Source organism: Acinetobacter silvestris (genome assembly GCF_002135235.1).
Lineage (GTDB): Bacteria > Pseudomonadota > Gammaproteobacteria > Pseudomonadales > Moraxellaceae > Acinetobacter > Acinetobacter silvestris.
This window is the reverse complement of sequence record NZ_NEGB01000007.1, coordinates 1-19,365: the sequence shown is the minus strand read 5'-3', so window position 1 is coordinate 19,365 and position 19,365 is coordinate 1. Positions and strand designations below refer to the sequence as shown.

The following is a 19,365-nucleotide window of genomic DNA, read 5'->3' as shown; positions in this document are numbered from 1 at the left end:
TGAATAGGAAGATGACATCTCATGCGCGGCGTAAATAAAGTAATTTTAGTGGGAACTTTGGGTAAAGATCCTGAAACTAAAACCTTCCCAAATGGTGGGTCATTGACGCAGTTCTCTATCGCTACAAGCGAATCGTGGACTGATAAAAATAGCGGTGAACGCAAAGAACAAACAGAGTGGCATCGTATTGTATTGAATAACCGTTTAGGTGAAATTGCACAGCAATATTTGCGTAAAGGTTCTAAAGTGTATATCGAGGGCTCATTGCGCACTCGTCAATGGACAGATCAAAATGGTCAAGAGCGTTACACTACAGAAATCCGTGGTGAACAAATGCAAATGTTAGATTCAAATAATCGTCAACAAAGTGAAAATTCTGGCGATAATGCTGGTTTTAACCAACCACGATTTAATAATAACAATAATCAACAAAGTGGTTATGGTCAGCAACAGAATAGTGGTTTTAATCAGCAACAGAGCAGTAACCAAGGTGGATATGGCAATCCGAGTGGTAATGTCAACCAAGGTTTCCAATCTCCTAAGCCACAACAGTCTGCTGCGCCTGTACAAGCACCTGCGGATTTGGATGATGACTTACCGTTTTAGATCATATATAGAGTTAATCTGTTAAGTTGATTTAGTTATTAATATATAAAACTCAAATACTTAAAATGAAAAATAGCTTCTTTTATTTTGTAAATAAGAGAAGCTATTTTTTTATATAATAAAAATATGAAGTTTAATTAAAATAAAAAATTGGAATGTCTAATGACAAGAGATGTATACAGTCTTAGTTGACGAAGATGGCTTGCTATGTCGTATCCTAAACGTTGTACAACCATCTGCATCACAAAAAATTAAATATTAATTCAATGATTGTTATCTTTTATAATAAAAATTATGTTTTTAATCATGTATTTAATTTTTAAATTGTAAGGTTCTGTTTTGCAGCAGACTGAAATTATTTATCTATAATTGTGATGCATACGGTTTTGCAATATTTTGAGCAGATGCTGATGAAATATATTCTCACTGTGCTTTAGTGATGCAAGTTGTTGTGCTTCATTCAGCATCATCTATTCTATTTAAAAATAATTTTTATTTACTTTTGCAGATCAAAGTACACAACAATTTGATTTTAATCATATCCTCTTAAAGTCAGTTGATTGCTGATCATCCTCGTTAGAATTTCTAAAAAATGCATTGTCGTAAAATGCTAAGTGTGTGTCGTCAAATGTGAAGTGGCATAGATCCAAGTATTGTAGTTTTAGTGAATGCTTTTGCAGGCACTGAATAATAACCAAAACATGGATTTGAAAATGACATTGACTAAAGCTATACGTTTCTATGGAACAGGAACACCTGACGTGATGCGCTATGAAGATGTGGAAGTGGGTGCCCCTGGATTGGGAGAAGTACGCCTTCGTCATGTCGCTGTCGGGTTGAATTATGCTGACACTTATTTCCGTAATGGTACTTATAAAATTCCAATGCCAAATGGTATGGGTGTGGAAGCTTCAGGGGTTGTGGAAGCTCTGGGTGAAGGCGTGATCGATTTTGTTGTGGGTGATCGGGTCACTTACACTGGATTTTTAAATACTTTAGGCGCTTATAGTACCCAACGGCTGATTCCAGCAAATGCATTGATTAAATTGCCTGAAGAAATTTCATGTGAAACTGCTGCAGCAATGACCATGCGTGGATTAACAGCAGCCTATTTAATGCGCCGTATTTATGATTTTAAAAAAGGTGACACTATTTTGTTGCATGCAGCAGCGGGCGGTGTTGGATTAATTGTTTCGCAATGGGCAAAGCTTCTTGGTTTAACTGTCATAGGCACAACTTCTTCTGAAGAAAAAGCTGCGGTTGCAAAAGCACATGGTTGTGATCATGTGATTAATTACAGTCATGAAAATGTTGCTGAACGTGTACGTGAGTTAACCAATGGTGTGGGTGTCAACGTCGTTTTTGATAGCGTGGGTAAAGATACCTTTATGGGTTCGCTTGACTCGCTAAAACGTCGTGGCTTATTGGTTTGTGTGGGTACGGCTTCTGGGCCAATTCCTGCTTTTGATCCTGTGTTGCTGGCAATGAAAGGCTCATTGTTTATCACCCGTCCAGCCTTGGCTGATTATATTGCTGACCCTGCTGAGAAAAGGGAATTAGCCAATGAATTATTTGATCATGTTCGCCATGGTCGCATCAAAATTGAAATTAATCAGCGCTATGAGTTGAAAGATGCCGTACAAGCGCATCATGATTTAGAAACACGTAAAACGATAGGTTCATCTATTTTTGTCATTTGAGCGATGCAAGAAAGTGCATCGTGATTTAGAAGCATGTAAAGCGATGGTTTCTCAATCTTTGTAATTGGAAAGGATTTCTTATGCAAATTGAACAGTTAACTTGCAATATAGGCGCGGAGTTGAGCGGTATCAGTCTGGCAGATGCAATTCATGATGATGATTTGTTTTCTGAAATTCGCACGCAACTGCTTAAGCATCGTGTCTTATTCTTACGAGATCAGACGTTGACTCGGGCTGAGCATGTCGAATTTGCGGAACGTCTTGGACCGTTGGAAGATCATCCAGCAGTCGGTAGTCATCCTGATCATCCGGGTTTAGTACAGATTTATAAGCATCCAGATAGTCCCGTTGATCGTTATGAAAATGCTTGGCATAGCGATGCCAGTTGGCGCAAAGTCCCACCGATGGGGGCTGTGTTACGTTGTGTTGAATGTCCGCCAGTTGGTGGAGACACCATGTGGACGAACATGGTATCGGCTTATGAAAATTTGCCTGAAGATATTAAAGTGAAAATTGCAGAGTTGCGTGCCTATCATAGTATTGAGGCTAGTTTTGGTGCTGCAATGCCTATTGAAAAACGCTTGGCTTTAAAGGCGCAATTCCCTGATGCGGAGCACCCTGTAGTGCGTACACATCCTGAAACAGGAGAGAAAATCCTGTATGTGAATGGATTTACCACGCACTTTAGTAATTACCACACCAAAGAGCGAGTACGTTTTGGACAAGATGCGAATCCCGGTGCAGGTGACTTACTACGTTACCTCATTACCCAAGCCTCTCTTCCAGAATTTCAAGTGCGTTGGCGCTGGCAGCCAAACAGCATTGCGATTTGGGACAACCGCAGCACGCAACATTATGCCGTAATGGATTATCCAGCCTGTCATCGAAAAATGGAACGAGCAGGCATTATTGGTGATGCAACCTACTAAATTAATGGGTTGAACAACGCTATCTAATTAAACAATGTGAAAAATAGAATAGGAAATACGCATGCAATTTTTTGATGATTCTTTGCACCCTGAAAATATGGAAAAAGTGGTGATTACGGTTGCGCCTTATGGGCCAGAGTGGATGCCAGAAGATTTTCCAGAAGATATTCCAGTGACTATGGAAGAGCAAATCCAAAAAGCGGTGGATTGCTACGAAGCAGGTGCGACGGTATTGCACTTACATGTTCGTGAGCTTGACGGTAAAGGCTCTAAACGTTTGTCAAAGTTTAACGAGCTGATTGCTGGTGTGCGTGAAGCTGTGCCTGAAATGATCATCCAAGTGGGTGGTTCGATTTCCTTTGCACCGGAAAGCGAAGGTGAGGCTGCACTGTGGTTAAGTGATGAAGCTCGACATATGCTAGCTGAATTAACACCAAAACCAGATCAAGTTACAGTTGCTGTCAATACCACACAAATGAATATCATGGAGCTACTGTATCCTGAATATTTAGCAGGAACTTCGTTGGAACATCCTGCGATACAGGCAGCATATTCCGAGATGACAGTTCCAGCAGGCCCCGCTTGGCTGACTGAACATCTTAAGCGCTTATGTCAAAACGGTATTCAACCGCATTTCCAGTTAACGGGGATGCATGGTCTAGAAACCTTAGAGCGCATGGTGCGTAAAGGCTTGTATATGGGTCCATTGAACTTAACTTGGATTGGCATTGGTGGTGGTTTTGATGGTCCAAACCCATTTAACTTCTTTAATTTTATTCATCGTGTACCAGATGGCTGTACGTTGACTTCTGAATCATTGTTAAAAAATGTATTGCCTTTTAATACCATGTCAATGGCGATGGGCATGCATGCGCGCGTGGGGAATGAAGATACCATTATTGATCAGCATGGCAAGCGTTTTTCATCAGTACAACAAATTGAGCAAACCGTGCGTATTGCGCATGAGTTGGGTCGTGAAATCGCATCAGGTCAAGAAGCACGTGAAATTTATCGTATTGGTGTGCAGTACGACAGCATTGAAGAAACCTTGCTGGCCAATGGTATGGCACCGAATCGTCAACCAGGACAAAAGGGTGTTCCTCAGCGTAGTGATATCGTGAGTACAAAAGAATCTAAACTTAAGTATTCAGCATAAGTTGTGTAAGCGTAAGGGTCAGGTTTCTAGGTAGAAACCTGACCCTGTACTAGCTAGATTGAAATTATAAAAATATAAGGGGCATATGGATGCCCAAACGTATATAGCTTTACGAGTCGTAACGCGATCCTGCACTGGATAGATATAGAAATTATAAAAACACACAAGGAGGTCGTATGGGTGCTCATCAATTTACAGCACATACGAGTGGTGTAGATACATCGATTGGTATTCCTCGTCAATATGCATGGTTTATATTTGCTTTGACATTTGGTTTACTGATTTCAGATTACATGTCACGACAAGTGCTGAATGCTGTCTTTCCGCTCATCAAAAGTGAGTGGGTACTCAGTGATAGTCAACTGGGTTTATTAAGTGGCATTGTGGCATTGATGGTGGGTTTATTGACCTTACCTTTGTCCATTTTGGCAGACCGATTTGGTCGAGTCAGAAGCTTAACCTTGATGGCTATATTGTGGAGCGTAGCGACTTTAGGCTGTGCACTTGCAGAAAATTATCAGCATATGTTGATTGCCCGTTTTATGGTCGGCGTGGGTGAAGCTGCTTATGGCAGTGTCGGTATCGCTGTTGTCGTGGCAGTATTTCCTCGAGAAATGCGTGCAACACTGGCAAGTGCCTTTATGGCAGGTGGCATATTTGGTTCGTTCTTAGGCATGGCGCTGGGCGGCGTCATGGCTGAACATTTTGGTTGGCGTTGGGCTTTTGGTGGCATGGCTTTGTTTGGCTTGGTCTTGGCATTTTTATATCCAATTGTTGTCAAAGAAAAAAGAATTATTTCACCAAATTTAACTCATTCTGTTGAGAAAAAATCGGTTCAGAACCACAAACCGTTAAAAACGATTTATTCCAGTCGTTCTGTTGTTGCAACCTACATTGGTAGTGGTTTGCAGTTGTTTGTGGGGGGCTCAGTGATTGTTTGGCTGCCGAGTTATTTAAATCGATATTATGGTATGAGCACCGATACCGCAGGGATTACGGCAGCAATTATTGTTCTGTGCAGTGCAGTGGGTACCATTTTATGCGGCATGCTGTGCGATCGTCTTGGTCGTGATCGTCCTGATCGTAAAGTGAGTTTGGCTATCGGCTATTGTTTGGGTGGTTGTGTGTTGCTATCAATTGCATTTGCCTTGTCAGCTGGTCCTGCGCAATTAGTACTGATTGGTGTCGGCATGTTTATTGCGATAGGTACCAACGGTCCAACCAGTGCGATGGTCGCCAATTTGACTCACCATTCTGTGCATAGTACTGCTTTTGCAACCTTAACCTTAGCCAATAATTTACTCGGATTAGCCCTTGGACCACTGGTGATTGGTAAAGTATCTGATGTGATTGGTTTGCATAATGCATTTCAATTGATGCCGCTGATCAGCATTGTGGCAGCCGCAGTGTTGTTTTATGCCAAATGCCATTATCACCGAGATATGGAACGATTAAACGGGCAGGTTGTATGGCAGCCCAACAGTGAACATAGCGTAGATAAGTGAAGATGAAGCGTAAGTTGAATATAGATGTATTTTTTGATTTTATTTGCCCTTGGTGTTTGATTGGAAAGCGTCAGTTACAGGCGGCTATAAATCAACTGCATCGAAGTGATCCTGATGTTGAGGTGAAACTGTTGTGGCATGGGGTACAGCTCATTCCACAACTACCTGTTGAAGGGGTTCCTTTTCAGGCTTTTTATCTAAAAAGATTAGGCAGTGCGACCTCCGTGCGTATGCGACAGGCTCAAGTTCGTCAAGCAGCGAATACCGTGGGTGTGGATATTGATTTTGATCGTATTAAACGGATGCCCAATACGGCTAAAGCACATCATTTGTTGGAAAATGCCCTAAAAATTGGGCATCCAGAACAATGCGATCTGCTGCTAGAACGATTATTTGCAGCGTACTTTCATCATTCGGAAGACATTGGAGATACGGCGGTTCTACTGAAAATTGCAGAGTTTTGTGGCTTTTCAGCTGAGATTCTAGGGAATGGTTTGGATGAACCTTTTATCTCTGCTGATACTGGTGGTAATGGCGTACCTTACTTTATTTTTGATGGATGCTCAGCATTAGCGGGCGCGCATCCAGCAGAGGTGCTCTATAAAACTATGTTGGATGTACTGGCAACACAAGGATTGGTGACATGACCGTTCGTTTTCAAGTGCCGCAAGAGAAAGTACCTGCCCTAGGTGCACGAGCATTTCTTCAGATTGGAGATAAAACCCTAGCATTATTCAATGTCGCTGCGCAGTTCTATGCGATTGATGACAGTTGCCCACATCAGGGCGCTTCGTTATTTGGTGGGAAACTGGAAGGACAAGTGATCCAGTGTTGTGCACATGGTTTGCGTTTTGATTTAGTCAGTGGTTACTTGCTTAACTCGACTCAGCTCAAGGTTGCTTCATATCCTGTAGAGGTGATTGACGACCAAGTGTTTATTGTCATGAAGCAAGGAGAGTAGCATGAATAGTTCTATGTTCGTGGGTTTGAATCTACGATCTCGTGAGTTGCTGCCGGGCTTTATCGTGAGTGTGGTTGTCGCTGCTGCTGCGAGTTTTTTATCTGAGCACTATGGTGCTCCCGTGATGTTATTTGCGTTGCTGTTAGGAATGGGACTGAACTTTCTTGCCGCAGACAGTAAGTGTAAGGCGGGTATTGAGTTCACTGCACGTACAGTATTACGTATTGGTATTGCTTTGCTCGGGATGCGGATTACTTTGGGGCAGATTACGGCATTGGGTTGGCAGCCGATTGCTTTAGTGATAACGCTGGTTGTGGTGACGATTTCGGTTTCAGTTGTGGCTGCTAAAATGCTGGGTTTTCAGCGGCTTTTTGGTATGTTGACGGGTGGGGCTACCGCAATTTGTGGTGCTTCAGCAGCACTGGCATTATCGGCTGCATTTCCGAATCATCCGCAAAAAGAAAAAGCCACTTTATTTACCGTCATTGGTGTTTCTGCGCTTTCGACCTTAGCCATGATTGTATATCCGATGATTGCGAACTGGCTCGAATTGTCACCACAAGCCGCGGGTGTGTTTTTAGGTGCCACCATTCATGATGTCGCACAGGTGGTGGGTGCGGGTTATAGCATGTCCACAGAAACAGGTGATACAGCAACCGTGGTGAAGTTGATGCGGGTTGCGATGTTACTTCCTGTCATTGTCTGTGCAGCAATGATTACACGTATGCAAGGTGCTGATTCAACGGGGCAGCGTCCACCATTACTGCCTTGGTTTGCAGTGGGTTTTTTACTGTTAGCTTGTATCAACAGTACTGGATGGGTACCCGTTGTCGTACAAGGCGGATTAAATGAGTTATCACGTTGGTGCTTAGTGATTGCAATCAGTGCTTTGGGAATGAAGACTCAATTGAAGGAACTCGCATCTGTAGGGATCAAGCCGATTCTTTTGATGGTGGGTGAAAGTGTTTTTCTCGTGCTATTGGTATTGACGCTGATGCACTGGTGGTTTTAGTACCGAAATCATCACAAGAGGGACTTTTTTGTTATTTGCACAGATGTAAGTCCCTTTCTTATTGAGCATTTTAATCGATTCAAAATTGATTTTTATCTGTCCCAAATCATCAGTTCCAGTCAGTACTCAATAAGAGTACATCTGGAATTTTTGTTTTTGTATATTTCATAAAGTGCATTAATCGAGTAAGGCTTTATTGGTATTTCGCCAATTCACTGGTGCTATTCCAAATTGACTGATAAACCAGCGGGTAAAGGAACTTGGTGTTGAATAACCCAAAATATCAGAAACTTGCCCCAGTGAGTAATTGAGGTTTTTCAGATAACGAAACACGAGGTTTCGACGGACATCATTGATTAAATCACTAAAACTGGTTTGAGATGCTTCTAAACGACGCTGTAATGTTCGCACGTTAATACCATGCATTTGCGCAACTTGATCAATGGTGGCGCGACCCATCGGTAAAAGCAGATAAATACTTTTGCGAATATCAAAAATAATCGAAGACTCATTATCATTTTGTAAAATATCTAGATAACGCTGTGCATGATCGGCCATCGCTGTATTGGCTTGCGGATTCGCGGTATCAAGTTCTGCCGCTGTGCAGACGATGCCGTTAAATTCGCTGCCAAACTCTAATGGGCATCCAAAAATGCGTCGATGCACCGAGAGGTCATGCGGTGCACTATGGGTGAAATGTATACTTAATGGACGCCATTTCTGAGACAATAGTGCGGCGCAGAAACGGTGCATGATTCCAAGCGCAAGTTCAGTTGCCTGACGGCTGTACAGAGAGGCAGTGGTGATCACTTCTTCGCGAATGATGACGGTATGGCCAACCTCCTCGATATAAATCGCCAGTGAATTATTGAGTAAGTTCCGGTATCGCACCAGTGTTTGCAAAGCATCGCGTAAGGTATGTTGATAACTCAGCAATAAGCTAATTTCTCCAAAATCTGAGAGCTTACGTTGTTCTGCCATATGTAAACCGAATGTCTCACAACCGCTGATTTGGGCAGACTTCTCCAACAACGTAATCGCTTTGTTTACTGAGATACGCTGTTTAGTATCCGTTAACTGATTTTGGCTGAGCCCAACACTCGCTAATAACGGATAAGGATTAATGTCTAATTGTTGGGTAACGTCCAAATAGTTTTTTAGAACAGCGGTATACGCTAGAGGAACCACTTTTTTATCTCCCTGTTTTTAAATGAACCTTCCCGGTCAGTCTTTATTTATCAGCAAGATGTTAAGTACTCAATAAGTGCCTTTTTCTAGTCAGGTAATGATCTATCTTTATTGATTTGTTTTTAACTTCTTTGAGTACTCAAAAACCTTTTGCTGTATAGGAGATAGTTTTAAACGATTTGTCATCAAATGAAAAGAGCATGTCACCTAAAGTGCATCATTTGAAAAACCGACACCTTATTGTGGATATGAAATTTATATCACTCATTATCCTCAGCGAGCATTCAGTTCAAAGGCGTAGAGATGGAAAAAATACTGACCAAGGCGACTGTTTTAATTATTCCAGGCTTACGTGATCACGTTGCCGAACATTGGCAAACAATACTCGAGACACGTTTGGTTAAGGTGCGCTCTGTACCCCCTGTAGAAACGGACAAATTGAATTGTGCGAAACGAGTTGCTCGGATTCAGGCGGAACTGGAAAAAATAGAAGGGCCTGTGATTTTGGTTGCACACAGTGCTGGTGTCTTGATGACGATTCATTGGGCAGCCAAGTATCAGCACGCCATTAAAGGTGCATTGCTGGTTGCTCCTCCTGATCTGACACAAAGCTGGCCAGAAAATTATCCAAGCTCTGACACACTTCGACAAGAGGGCTGGAGTCCCTTGCCAAGCCAAGTGCTGCCTTTCCCAAGTATTCTTGCTGCTAGTACCAATGACCCTTTAGCTGGTTATGCTGCTGTTGCGGATATGGCAAAAACATGGGGCAGTCAATTGGTTAACTTAGGTGCTGTTGGTCATCTTAATCCTGCTGCTGGTTTTGGTCCTTGGCCACAGGCTGAACAGTTTATTCAACAGCTCGATTTGGTTGATGATTGTGTGATGTCTGCATCGTGATTAAGTAGATAGATTTTTCAAGGTTTTAAAGTCAAGTATGACATTGGTTTAAGCCTTAATTTTGTAATCTCTTCGTTTTCAGCTTTTGCTCATTGGTTAGCGATATTAGCTGTAAATAGATTTTATAAAACAATAATTCACGCTTCTATTCATCCAATGAATTATGGATGTAGCAAGTTAATCAAAATAAATCATATCTATATGGAGATGATATGGTGAATAAGTACCTATATTTAAATCAGAAAAACAGTCGTATTTTATTTGTTCAACGCGTTGGTGTCTCTTTGGGCTTAATCCTATCAATTTCAAATGCGACAGCAGTTGGCTTCGATATCAATGACGATTGGAAGTTTGAAACAAATACCAGTTTAAGTCTTGGTCAAAGTTGGAGTACACAAAATCCTGATGCTGCATTGCTGTATAAACCAGATGCACTCAGCATTGGTAAAGAAGGATCAAGCATCGACATTAATGGTGATAATGGTCGTGCCAACTTTGATAAAGGGGATCCAATTTCTCAGATCATTAAAGGTCTAACGGAAGTTCGTTTAAATGGTCAACAACAAGGTGCAGTGATTAGCGCTAAATATTGGTATGACCATGCCTATGAAACTGGAACAGGTGATTTTACAAGCTTTGATGATTCAACATGGCCGCGCTTAGTTCAATTTAAAGGCATCGACCTTTGGGATGCCTATATTTGGAAAAATTTTAAGTTTGAAAATTCAAAAAGTTTAGAGTTGAAATTAGGTAAACATGCATTGAATTGGGGGAAATCGCAATTCTTCCAAAATGGTTTAAATTCGGTTAGTGCCTTTGATTATGCTGCAATGAACCGTCCAGGGGGAGATGTTAAAGAACGCATCATTCCCGTGGAAATGTTCTCTTTTGTTGCGGGATTAAATGACAAACTTAAAGTTGAAGGTTTTTATCAATTTAAATTCAGACCTTCGGTGATTGATGGTTGCGGTACTTTCTTTGAAGTATCCGATGTTTTTTCAGAAAATTGTGGGCCACTTTTAATTGGTGGTCCAGGCTTTACAACAGATCAAGCGATGAATGGTCCATTGGATTTTACAGTGGCGCGTTTACCCAGTGAATATGCAAAAAATAGTGGTCAATATGGTATTGCCATTAAGCAAATCATTCCAAGTTTAAATAATGCTGAACTTGGGGCGTACTATGCAAATTATCATAGTCGTATTTTACATTTTGACGGTGTTGTTGTTTCTGCACCGGGTGCGACAAACTATCATACCGCTAGAATTGTTTCAGTTTATCCTGAAAATATTGAAATGTATGGTTTAAGTTTAACGGGTAAAGTGGGTAAGACCGCTATTTTTAGTGAGTTAAATTATAAGCCGAATATGCCACTGCACTTTAACAGTACTGATATGGTCTATGCGCAGGCTCTATATCCTGATACGCCGTTGACTAAACCTAGTGAAACCTTAGCATTAGGTGAGCGAATTAATGGTTTTGCTCGCGTGCCTGTAACTCAGTTTACGCTTGGTGCTGCAAATACAATTCCGAATATATTGGGGGCAAGCGCTTTATCTTTAGTGGGTGAATTTGGCATCAATCATATTGGTGACTTAGGTAATTATCATTTTGGTCGGAGTGGTGCGTTCGGTCGCAGTGGCTTATCGACTGGTGCTTATGATCCATCAAAATTGGCAATCTATTGTACTGCTCCTAAAACGGGACAATTATCGGATCAAGAAATCCGTGATTTGAATGCAAAATACTGTAATGATCAGGGCTTCTATGAAGAGTGGTCATTAGGTTATCGTTTACGTGGTGCATTGAGTTATAACAACTTACTGGCACAAACAACGGTTTCCCCAAGTTTGATGTTCCGTCATGATGTCAAAGGCTACGGTCCAAACTTTCAGCAAGGGCAAATGGCGATTAGCGCAGGAGTCTCTGCAATATATCAAAAGAAGTATGTGACAGAACTTTCATATACTAATTTCTTTGGTTCAAATGAATTTTCTATTTTAGATGACCGGGACTTTGCTTCATTGGTATTCAAAGTTAATTTTTAATTTAAATAGCATACTTTCAATGTGAGGTGACTTTGATTTAGACATATGAATGTCGCGAATCAAAGTCACCTTGAACGGTTCCCCCCATTTTGTAAACACTTTTGCATTAGATCTTGGACGATCATGACACTTCTCAGAAAATTCTTTCAATTTTATTGATACTCAGTCAGATGGCGTTTTTATTAAATGCTTGATTCATGCTCATTGATAAAATAAAGCTCAGATTTCCTATGATTTATCAATGTATTGCCTTCGGTTTAATGGGTAGGTGAATTGAGTTTTACGATTAACTTGGTAAAAGTAAGTGAAATATTTAATCTATTTTTTCGATTGTTTTTATGAAAAAGTACGGTTTTACCAATTCTAAAAGGTTGTGTATTCTAGCTTCATAACTTAAGCAATCCCAGAAACGAGCTAGAGGAATATCTCATGAGTTTAATCAATACAGCAATCAAACCATTCAATGCTACAGCATATAAAAATGGTGAATTTATCGAAATCTCTGAAAAAGATTTCCAAGGTCAATGGTCCGTAGTATTTTTCTATCCAGCCGATTTCACTTTTGTATGTCCAACTGAATTAGGCGATCTTGCAGATCATTATGCTGAATTCCAAAACATGGGTGTTGAAATCTATTCTGTTTCAACAGATACGCATTTCACGCACAAAGCTTGGCATGATTCTTCTGATGAAATTAAAAAAATTCAATATCCAATGGTGGGTGACCCAACATGGACTTTGGCGAAAAACTTTGATGTGTTAATTGAAGCAGATGGTTTAGCAGACCGTGGGACTTTTGTGATTGATCCAGAAGGTAAAATCCAAATTGTTGAAATTAACGCAGGTGGTATTGGCCGTGATGCATCTGAACTGCTTCGTAAAGTAAAAGCGGCGCAATATGTGCATGCACACCCAGGTGAAGTTTGCCCAGCGAAATGGAAAGAAGGGGATGCAACACTTGCACCTTCAATTGACCTTGTCGGTAAAATTTAATTTAAAACATACGATTTTTTAATCTACAAAACCCAGCATTTGATTGCTGGGTTTTTTTGTCTAATTTAAATATCCATCGCTTTTAGCTGCAAAGCTACGCAGACCTTCAATTAATACATCAATTAATTTTTCCATCACCAGACGTTGGCCTTTTCTAGACGCATAAACGAGTTGTACCGTACCGACATTGGAACACCAATCGGGAAATAGGTGAACCAATTTACCTGACTGAATGTCATGCTCTACAGTCAAATAAGGTAAATCTGCAATACCTAAACCATCAAGTACCGCAAAATATGCGCCCATTAAATCATTACTTTTAATCCGGGGCTGTAGGGGAATATCAATTTCTTCTTGTTGTTTTAAGTTGTGTAAATGCCAACGGTATTGCTGCTTTTGAGTACTCAGGACAATGCTTGGAAATTCATATAATTCAGTAATATGTTCAAGGGTACGGCCTTGTAATAGTTCAGGACTAGCGACCAAGCAATGAGTGGTTTTAATAATGTCGCGAACAATAATACTGGAATCCTCATTGGCGCTGAAATTGGTTCGAATGGCAAGGTCGATATCATCATGCAATACATCGATGCGGCGACTGGACAGTTCCATTTCAACAGTCACTTGAGGGTAATCTTTTAGAAATTGGGTCAGTAAAGGACGAATTTGGTGTTCCATCATGACCGGTGGGCAACTAATTTTAACCAGTCCTTGAGGTTCATTTTTTTGTTTTAATAACACATTTTGAGCACTATCAGCTTGCTCAATCACTTTACTACAGGCTTCAAAAAACTCTTGGCCTAAGGGGGTGACTTTAAAATGCCGCGTTGAACGTTGAATGAGGGTGATATTGTATTGGGTTTCTAAATCTAAAATACGTCGACTTAATTTAGATTTGGTAATGTTCGAGGCTTCACTTGCAGCGCTAAACCCACCATGCTTTACCACGAGATAAAAATAATAGTAGTCGTCAAATGAATGCATAGATCACCTAAATAGCAATGCGAGTTTCTTTTCTGTGTTCGATCATACGTGAATATAAGATGCTATAAAATGCAAAAAGCGACCCAAAGATCGCTTTCTGTAGTGCAATAAACTTATTTCTTTTCAGTGTTTTTAATATAACTTTGAATTAAGTTACTGTAGTCAGGAATATGCGCGCCAAATAATGCACCTAAACCTTCAATATCATTACGCCAGTCGCGGTGTAATTCACAAGATGCACCGAACCAAGTCATCAATTGAGCACCTGCTTGAGACATACGATCCCATGCAGAGTCACGTGTTAAAGGGTTGAAAGTGCCCGAAGCATCTGTAATAACGAAGACATCGAAATCTTCTGCTAATGCAGAAAGCGTTGGGAAGGCCACACAGACTTCAGTGACAACGCCTGCAATGATTAATTGCTTTTTACCTGTCGCTTTGACGGCTTTTACAAAGTCTTCATTGTCCCATGCATTGATTTGACCTGGGCGGGCAATATAAGGCGCATCTGGGAACATATTTTTAAGTTCAGGAACCAAAGGGCCATTTGGGCCATCTTCAAAGCTTGTGGTTAAAATGGTTGGAAGATTAAAATATTTTGCAGCGGCGGCAAGAGCCAATACATTATTTTTAAACTTGTCAGGATCAATATCACGGACGAGCGAAAGTAGACCTATTTGATGGTCGACCAAGAGGACGGCTGCATTGTCTTTATCTAAACGAACGTATGGTTTACCCATTTTATTTCCCTCATGATGCTATTAAAAAATACGATTGATTGACAATCCATGGCTTGAAAGTCTGGATTGATCATGAATTGCAGTAATGATGATAGTTTTAAAAATGAGATAAAGTTAGTCATTTTAACGAGAATATTAATCTCAAATATGAGATATTTTTGAATTCAATGGGATGTTATTTTGATTTAGAGGTGGTTCTTCTTTTTTTAATCATTAGATTCAATTTGAATTGCTTATTGTCTCGTTTATGAGATTTACAATATTACTTTGCCTCTATGCGATGAGCGCTTAAAAGCATAATATTTATTTCATATTCATCCTATGAGAGATAGGAGTTAAGAGATGAAAAAAGTCATTGGTGTTTACCGTAATCAAAGTATGCATTGGGTCGGAGATGGTTTTCCTGTAAAAAATCTATTTTCTTATGATCGATTAGGACAGGCCATTAGCCCATTTTTATTGTTAGATTATGCTGCGCCGTATCAGTTTAAACCGACCACCGAACAGCATGGTGTGGGTTCGCATCCGCACCGCGGTTTTGAAACAGTCACACTGGCGTATCAAGGTGAAGTGACGCATCAAGATTCTGCAGGCGGTGGCGGAACCATTCAAGCAGGTGATGTGCAGTGGATGACTGCGGGTGCAGGTTTGGTTCACGAAGAGTTTCATTCTGCAGCATTCGCGCAAGCGGGTGGCTTGTTTGAAATGGTGCAACTGTGGGTCAATTTGCCGGCTAAAGACAAAATGACTGCGCCCCAATATCAAGGTATTCAAGCCCAAGATATACCCGTTATTCAGTTTGATGATGATGCAGGTCATTTGCGTATTATTGCCGGTAAATATGCAGATCATCGTGGCCCAGCCAATACCTTTAGTCCAGTGAATGTTTGGGATGGTGTTTTAAAAGCAGGCCATACCGCTGAATATGTCCACGTTCCTGTGGGGCATAATGCGCTTGTTGTGGTGCTAGAAGGTGAAATGTTGTTGAATGGAACCCAACAAGTGTTGGACAGTTCAATTGTGATGTTTGATAAAGATGGCGATTCTGAAATTCAACTAGAAGCCGTACGTGATGCAAAATTTTTAGTGCTCACAGGTCAGCCACTAGATGAACCAATTCAAGGCTATGGCCCATTTGTCATGAACACTAAAGATGAAATTGTTCAAGCGTTTAATGATTTTAACAGTGGTAAATTTGGTGAAATTGCGAACCCTGCATAATCAAAAAAGCGGATCGTTAGATCCGCTTTTTTATGGGCTGAATTCGCATAAGATTAGTATTTTAGCGTTTAAATTGAACAAAACTAGAAGATCGATTCGCAAAATAAAAGGATCTCTATCTACACAATAGAGATCCTTTACGCTGTAATTTCTTTTTTTTAGAGATTATTTTTATCTATTTTTCTTGTTATTTTATGATGTTTTTAGCTTTTATAGCCTAAATAATAATAAAAACAGCTTGGTTTGTAAATGTGGTTTATACGGAAATGGTGAAATTATCTATATTGTTTTTAAAGGAAATTTTATAAATATATAATAAATAGTCATTTTTTATACATTTGTATTGTATTTAATTGTTTGATTTTTGGTCGCCTAAAAATAAAAGTCGAGCATAATCGTTTGCTTTAAAATATTGGTGAAAAAATAGTAAAACTGGAACTTTTTAATACGGTGTTTTAAAAAATCTTCATTCATAATGAGAAAAATAGTCGACGCATGGAAAATAACTTTGGATATTGCAGTAATTGGTAGTGGCATGGCTGGGCTCGCTACAGCAAGAATTCTTAAAGATGCAGGGCATAACATCACTATTTTCGAAGCGCTTCCAGGGCGTGGAATGGATAGTCATAGTATTGAGTTTGAAGGTGGTTTAATTGATGCGCCATTACGTGTCATGAATCCACATTTATGGAAAAATACCTTGAGCCTTGCTGCTTATCTCAATATTCCAACTTTTCCTGTGCGCACTTTTATGGCATGTAGTTGGTTGTTTGAAGATAAGACGGAAACATGGCTCACCACCACGCGTACCCGCATTGGTAACTTTCCAATTATTAATAATCGGAAAGGCGTTCAGCAATATGGTTGGCGCTTAGTTAAAGGGATGTTGCAACTGAAAACAGCCATCCATAAGTTCTTTAAATCAAATAATCAAGAAATTTCTTTAGCTGAATTTATGAATCATAATCAGATTGAAGAAGTGTTTTGGCATGGTGCAGTGATGCCGGTGTTGTATACCATTTGTACCTGTGATCCAAAAACAATTGGTGAATGGCCAGCAAAACCGTTATTGATTTTCTTAAGACAATTGACGGATGGTGATGCTTTATTGCGTCTTCAGGGCGGTACACCTGCACTGGTGGATAAGCTCATTGAAGGGATTGATATTCGTAGCGGTGTGGCCATCCAGAAAATAGAAGAGCAAGCAGATCATGTTTTGGTTGAGAATGCACATGCTGAACAATTTAAGTTTGACCGCGTTGTAGTCGCAACGCCAACTCACAAAATTGAAGAATTCTTAAATCAACAACAATTTAAAGATGATTTGGAATTATTAAAACAGTTCAAATTTGAACAAGGCGAATTGGTTATTCATACTGACTCAATTGTAATGCCACCCAAACGTAAAGACTGGGCAGTCCTCAGTTATATGATGGATCGTCAATTTACCCGTCAACAATTTACGGTGTGGTTAAATTCGGTTGAGCCAAGTTTAGTGGGTAAAACCCCAGTATTTCAAACTTGGCGTCCAGTCATAGCAATTGACCCTAAAAAAGTCATTGCATCTGTGACTTTAACGCGCGCCGTGGTCGATTCAAAAACGCTGGCTTTAAATAAAGAGTTACAAGAGCGTCATAAAAGTGCAAATCGTAAAGTTTTCTATTGTGGTTCGTGGTCATGTGATGGCTTGCCTATTTTAGAGTCGGCAGTCACATCAGCGATGCACATTGCAGAAATTTTTGGTGCACCCTTGCCCTTTGTTGGCTTAAAACCTAAAGTTGAAGTCGCTCCAGAACTGGGTTATTAAATTACGATGAAATGGCTTCAAGCTTTTCGGAAAAAGCTTCCTACACATAAGTATGCGATTAATGCAAAATTGTTAGGTGATTCTGCCGAATGTGCTTGGAGTAATTTGGGCTTTTGGGATGCTGCAACAGTGTCCTATCCACAAGCCTGTCAGCAATTAGCTGACCAATTAGCACAGGCGGTTGCCTTAAACTCAAATGACCAGTTGCTGGACTTGGGTTGTGGGCAAGGAGCAAGTTTAAAATATTGGCTTGAGCACTATCATATTCAAACGCTATCTGCTGTTGAATTACAGTTTGAGTGTGTAGAGCACATTCAAACGTACTTTTCAGACTCAGTATCCATCTATCAGCAATCTTTTTTAAATTTAAACTTGATGCCATTTCACGGTGAATTCGATGTTGTACTGTGCATCGATGCTGCATATCACAGCAGGTTAAATTCTTTTTTAAGTTCGGTGAGTACCGTTTTAAATGTAAAAGGTCGTTTGGGTTTTCATTATTTAATGTGGTCTGAACAAGCACAAAATTTAAATTGGATGCAGCAGAAAAAATATCAATATTTATTAAAAGCAGCCGATGTGAATGTGTTGAATTTAGCACGACAGCATAAATATGTGACAACTTTAATGCAGCATGATTTTGAGCAGATTGAAATCATTGATATTTCGCAACATGTTTTGGATGGATTTTCTGATTATTTTCAGACTATTATGAATTCTGGACAAAATAACCAGATGGATTTTTTAAAAATACGAATGACGGCTTGGCTTTGTAAAAAGTTATATCAAGATGGAATCGTGCGTTATGTACAAATAAGTGCGGTGAAGAAATAAAAGAATCAATTTTTGAGTAGACTGATATTTATAATTTTCAAAAACAACAAAGGCTCACTAACAAGTGAACCTAAGTATAAGTTGGTGCCGGCACACGGATTCGAACTGTGGACCTACTGATTACAAGTCAGTTGCTCTACCAACTGAGCTATGCCGGCAACTTGGTGAGAATTTTACAGAAAATCTGTAAAAACACAAGCCAAAAAACAAGCAGTTGATTCAGGTGATCGTTTTGGTCTTCTAAATAAAAAATTGGTTAGCAGTTTGCTTGGGTGCTTTCTAATGTATTTTTTAAATAAAACTGATTTGAGAATAAGCAATCGTTGTATGGCTTTGATGGATTATCACGTTGAGTAACTTTTGTTTATGGCATAAAAAAGGCTTGAAATTTTAAGATTCAAGCCTTTTAACTGCTTGGATTGCAGTTCTTTCGAATTTGGCGAAAGAGGGATTCATATTTTTAATTTAAATAATTGAATTTAAACTATAAGCTTGATTATTATTTTTTAACTTACCCCCAATTTGATGTGTGCTGATAAAAACGGAAGCTTTCACTTGGTAAACTAAACGTACTCATCAGGAGTTTACCATGAGCAAAAAACCAAAGTTTTATACAGCGGAATTCAAAGCTGAAGCTATAAAACAGATTGAAGAAAATAAAGGCAATGTTTCGGAAACAGCAAGACAGCTTGGCATATCCATGCAAACGCTTTCCAATTGGTACAGCAAAGCTAAATCTGGAACATTAGTTGGAACACAACAATATTCCCCTGAACTTGCTGCT

18 protein-coding genes and 1 tRNA gene are annotated in these 19,365 nt (G+C 39.9%); 15 read left to right on the top strand and 4 right to left on the bottom strand.

Features of this window, described 5'->3' with window-relative positions; genetic code table 11:
* Positions 1 to 21 precede the first annotated feature (21 nt).
* From ssb to B9T28_RS11740, 8 genes are all read left to right on the top strand, one after another.
* Positions 22 to 606 carry a single-stranded DNA-binding protein gene (gene ssb, locus B9T28_RS11775; protein ID WP_086204184.1) on the top strand — a complete coding sequence of 195 codons (585 nt, stop codon included), beginning with the start codon at positions 22 to 24 and terminating at the stop codon, positions 604 to 606.
* A 713-nt stretch (positions 607 to 1,319) separates the two neighbouring features.
* Entirely contained in the window at positions 1,320 to 2,306 is a 987-nt protein-coding gene (locus tag B9T28_RS11770) for a quinone oxidoreductase family protein (protein ID WP_086204183.1), read from the top strand.
* A gap of 80 nt (positions 2,307 to 2,386) precedes the next feature.
* The gene (locus B9T28_RS11765) at positions 2,387 to 3,235 is read left to right on the top strand and encodes a TauD/TfdA dioxygenase family protein (RefSeq protein WP_086204182.1); all 849 of its coding nucleotides are present in this window, start codon (positions 2,387 to 2,389) and stop codon (positions 3,233 to 3,235) included.
* Between the two features lie 61 nt (positions 3,236 to 3,296).
* The gene (locus tag B9T28_RS11760; RefSeq protein WP_086204181.1) at positions 3,297 to 4,391 is read left to right on the top strand and encodes a beta-keto acid cleavage family enzyme; all 1,095 of its coding nucleotides are present in this window, start codon (positions 3,297 to 3,299) and stop codon (positions 4,389 to 4,391) included.
* A 176-nt stretch (positions 4,392 to 4,567) separates the two neighbouring features.
* Positions 4,568 to 5,896, top strand: coding sequence for an MFS transporter (locus B9T28_RS11755; protein ID WP_086204180.1), 1,329 nt, complete (start codon positions 4,568 to 4,570; stop codon positions 5,894 to 5,896).
* 2 nt (positions 5,897 to 5,898) lie between these two features.
* Positions 5,899 to 6,543, top strand: coding sequence for a DsbA family oxidoreductase (locus tag B9T28_RS11750; protein WP_086204179.1), 645 nt, complete (start codon positions 5,899 to 5,901; stop codon positions 6,541 to 6,543).
* A 14-nt stretch (positions 6,544 to 6,557) separates the two neighbouring features.
* Positions 6,558 to 6,857 carry a Rieske (2Fe-2S) protein gene (locus tag B9T28_RS11745; protein ID WP_086204302.1) on the top strand — a complete coding sequence of 100 codons (300 nt, stop codon included), beginning with the start codon at positions 6,558 to 6,560 and terminating at the stop codon, positions 6,855 to 6,857.
* A 1-nt stretch (position 6,858) separates the two neighbouring features.
* Positions 6,859 to 7,869 (top strand): YeiH family protein, encoded by a 1,011-nt coding sequence (locus B9T28_RS11740; RefSeq protein ID WP_086204178.1) that lies wholly within the window; start codon positions 6,859 to 6,861, stop codon positions 7,867 to 7,869.
* Between the two features lie 177 nt (positions 7,870 to 8,046).
* Here the strand turns inward: B9T28_RS11740 and B9T28_RS11735 are convergent, their stop codons facing one another.
* The gene (locus B9T28_RS11735) at positions 8,047 to 9,057 is read right to left on the bottom strand and encodes an AraC family transcriptional regulator (RefSeq protein WP_086204177.1); all 1,011 of its coding nucleotides are present in this window, start codon (positions 9,055 to 9,057) and stop codon (positions 8,047 to 8,049) included.
* 303 nt (positions 9,058 to 9,360) lie between these two features.
* On the opposite strand from B9T28_RS11735, the gene B9T28_RS11730 reads away from it, so the two are divergent.
* The 3 genes from B9T28_RS11730 to ahpC all read left to right on the top strand — a co-directional run bounded on the left by B9T28_RS11730 (position 9,361) and on the right by ahpC (position 12,995).
* Positions 9,361 to 9,954 (top strand): RBBP9/YdeN family alpha/beta hydrolase, encoded by a 594-nt coding sequence (locus B9T28_RS11730; protein ID WP_086204176.1) that lies wholly within the window; start codon positions 9,361 to 9,363, stop codon positions 9,952 to 9,954.
* Between the two features lie 212 nt (positions 9,955 to 10,166).
* Positions 10,167 to 12,002, top strand: coding sequence for a DUF1302 domain-containing protein (locus B9T28_RS11725; RefSeq protein WP_086204175.1), 1,836 nt, complete (start codon positions 10,167 to 10,169; stop codon positions 12,000 to 12,002).
* Positions 12,003 to 12,431: 429 nt separating this feature from the next.
* Complete coding sequence (ahpC, locus tag B9T28_RS11720; RefSeq protein ID WP_086204174.1) at positions 12,432 to 12,995, top strand: alkyl hydroperoxide reductase subunit C; 564 nt, start codon at positions 12,432 to 12,434, stop codon at positions 12,993 to 12,995.
* Between the two features lie 60 nt (positions 12,996 to 13,055).
* Here the strand turns inward: ahpC and B9T28_RS11715 are convergent, their stop codons facing one another.
* Complete coding sequence (locus B9T28_RS11715) at positions 13,056 to 13,979, bottom strand: LysR substrate-binding domain-containing protein (protein ID WP_086204173.1); 924 nt, start codon at positions 13,977 to 13,979, stop codon at positions 13,056 to 13,058.
* Positions 13,980 to 14,092: 113 nt separating this feature from the next.
* The gene (ycaC, locus tag B9T28_RS11710; RefSeq protein WP_086204172.1) at positions 14,093 to 14,719 is read right to left on the bottom strand and encodes an isochorismate family cysteine hydrolase YcaC; all 627 of its coding nucleotides are present in this window, start codon (positions 14,717 to 14,719) and stop codon (positions 14,093 to 14,095) included.
* Positions 14,720 to 15,061: 342 nt separating this feature from the next.
* On the opposite strand from ycaC, the gene B9T28_RS11705 reads away from it, so the two are divergent.
* From B9T28_RS11705 to B9T28_RS11695, 3 genes are all read left to right on the top strand, one after another.
* Positions 15,062 to 15,940, top strand: coding sequence for a pirin family protein (locus B9T28_RS11705; RefSeq protein WP_086204171.1), 879 nt, complete (start codon positions 15,062 to 15,064; stop codon positions 15,938 to 15,940).
* A 508-nt stretch (positions 15,941 to 16,448) separates the two neighbouring features.
* Positions 16,449 to 17,747, top strand: a complete 1,299-nt coding sequence (locus B9T28_RS11700) for an FAD-dependent oxidoreductase (RefSeq protein ID WP_213032975.1) — start codon at positions 16,449 to 16,451, stop codon at positions 17,745 to 17,747.
* 6 nt (positions 17,748 to 17,753) lie between these two features.
* A complete protein-coding gene (locus tag B9T28_RS11695) occupies positions 17,754 to 18,581 on the top strand; it encodes an SAM-dependent methyltransferase (protein WP_086204169.1) in 828 nt (275 codons plus the stop codon).
* An 82-nt stretch (positions 18,582 to 18,663) separates the two neighbouring features.
* Here B9T28_RS11695 and B9T28_RS11690 read toward each other — a convergent pair.
* Positions 18,664 to 18,739, bottom strand: a tRNA-Thr gene (locus B9T28_RS11690).
* Between the two features lie 431 nt (positions 18,740 to 19,170).
* Here B9T28_RS11690 and B9T28_RS11685 point away from each other — a divergent pair.
* Positions 19,171 to 19,365 (top strand): transposase (locus B9T28_RS11685; RefSeq protein WP_143222616.1); only part of this gene is annotated, 195 nt, incomplete at its 3' end.

Excerpts from the sequence above, each read along its gene's own strand:
- ssb (WP_086204184.1), top strand. The coding sequence starts at position 22 with ATGCGCGGCGTAAATAAAGTAATTTTAGTGGGAACTTTGGGTAAAGAT.
- B9T28_RS11715 (WP_086204173.1), bottom strand. The coding sequence starts at position 13,979 with ATGCATTCATTTGACGACTACTATTATTTTTATCTCGTGGTAAAGCAT.
- B9T28_RS11705 (WP_086204171.1), top strand. The coding sequence starts at position 15,062 with ATGAAAAAAGTCATTGGTGTTTACCGTAATCAAAGTATGCATTGGGTC.
- B9T28_RS11770 (WP_086204183.1), top strand. The coding sequence starts at position 1,320 with ATGACATTGACTAAAGCTATACGTTTCTATGGAACAGGAACACCTGAC.
- B9T28_RS11725 (WP_086204175.1), top strand. The coding sequence starts at position 10,167 with ATGGTGAATAAGTACCTATATTTAAATCAGAAAAACAGTCGTATTTTA.
- B9T28_RS11755 (WP_086204180.1), top strand. The coding sequence starts at position 4,568 with ATGGGTGCTCATCAATTTACAGCACATACGAGTGGTGTAGATACATCG.
- B9T28_RS11760 (WP_086204181.1), top strand. The coding sequence starts at position 3,297 with ATGCAATTTTTTGATGATTCTTTGCACCCTGAAAATATGGAAAAAGTG.
- B9T28_RS11730 (WP_086204176.1), top strand. The coding sequence starts at position 9,361 with ATGGAAAAAATACTGACCAAGGCGACTGTTTTAATTATTCCAGGCTTA.
- B9T28_RS11695 (WP_086204169.1), top strand. The coding sequence starts at position 17,754 with ATGAAATGGCTTCAAGCTTTTCGGAAAAAGCTTCCTACACATAAGTAT.
- B9T28_RS11765 (WP_086204182.1), top strand. The coding sequence starts at position 2,387 with ATGCAAATTGAACAGTTAACTTGCAATATAGGCGCGGAGTTGAGCGGT.
- ahpC (WP_086204174.1), top strand. The coding sequence starts at position 12,432 with ATGAGTTTAATCAATACAGCAATCAAACCATTCAATGCTACAGCATAT.
- ycaC (WP_086204172.1), bottom strand. The coding sequence starts at position 14,719 with ATGGGTAAACCATACGTTCGTTTAGATAAAGACAATGCAGCCGTCCTC.
- B9T28_RS11750 (WP_086204179.1), top strand. The coding sequence starts at position 5,899 with ATGAAGCGTAAGTTGAATATAGATGTATTTTTTGATTTTATTTGCCCT.
- B9T28_RS11740 (WP_086204178.1), top strand. The coding sequence starts at position 6,859 with ATGAATAGTTCTATGTTCGTGGGTTTGAATCTACGATCTCGTGAGTTG.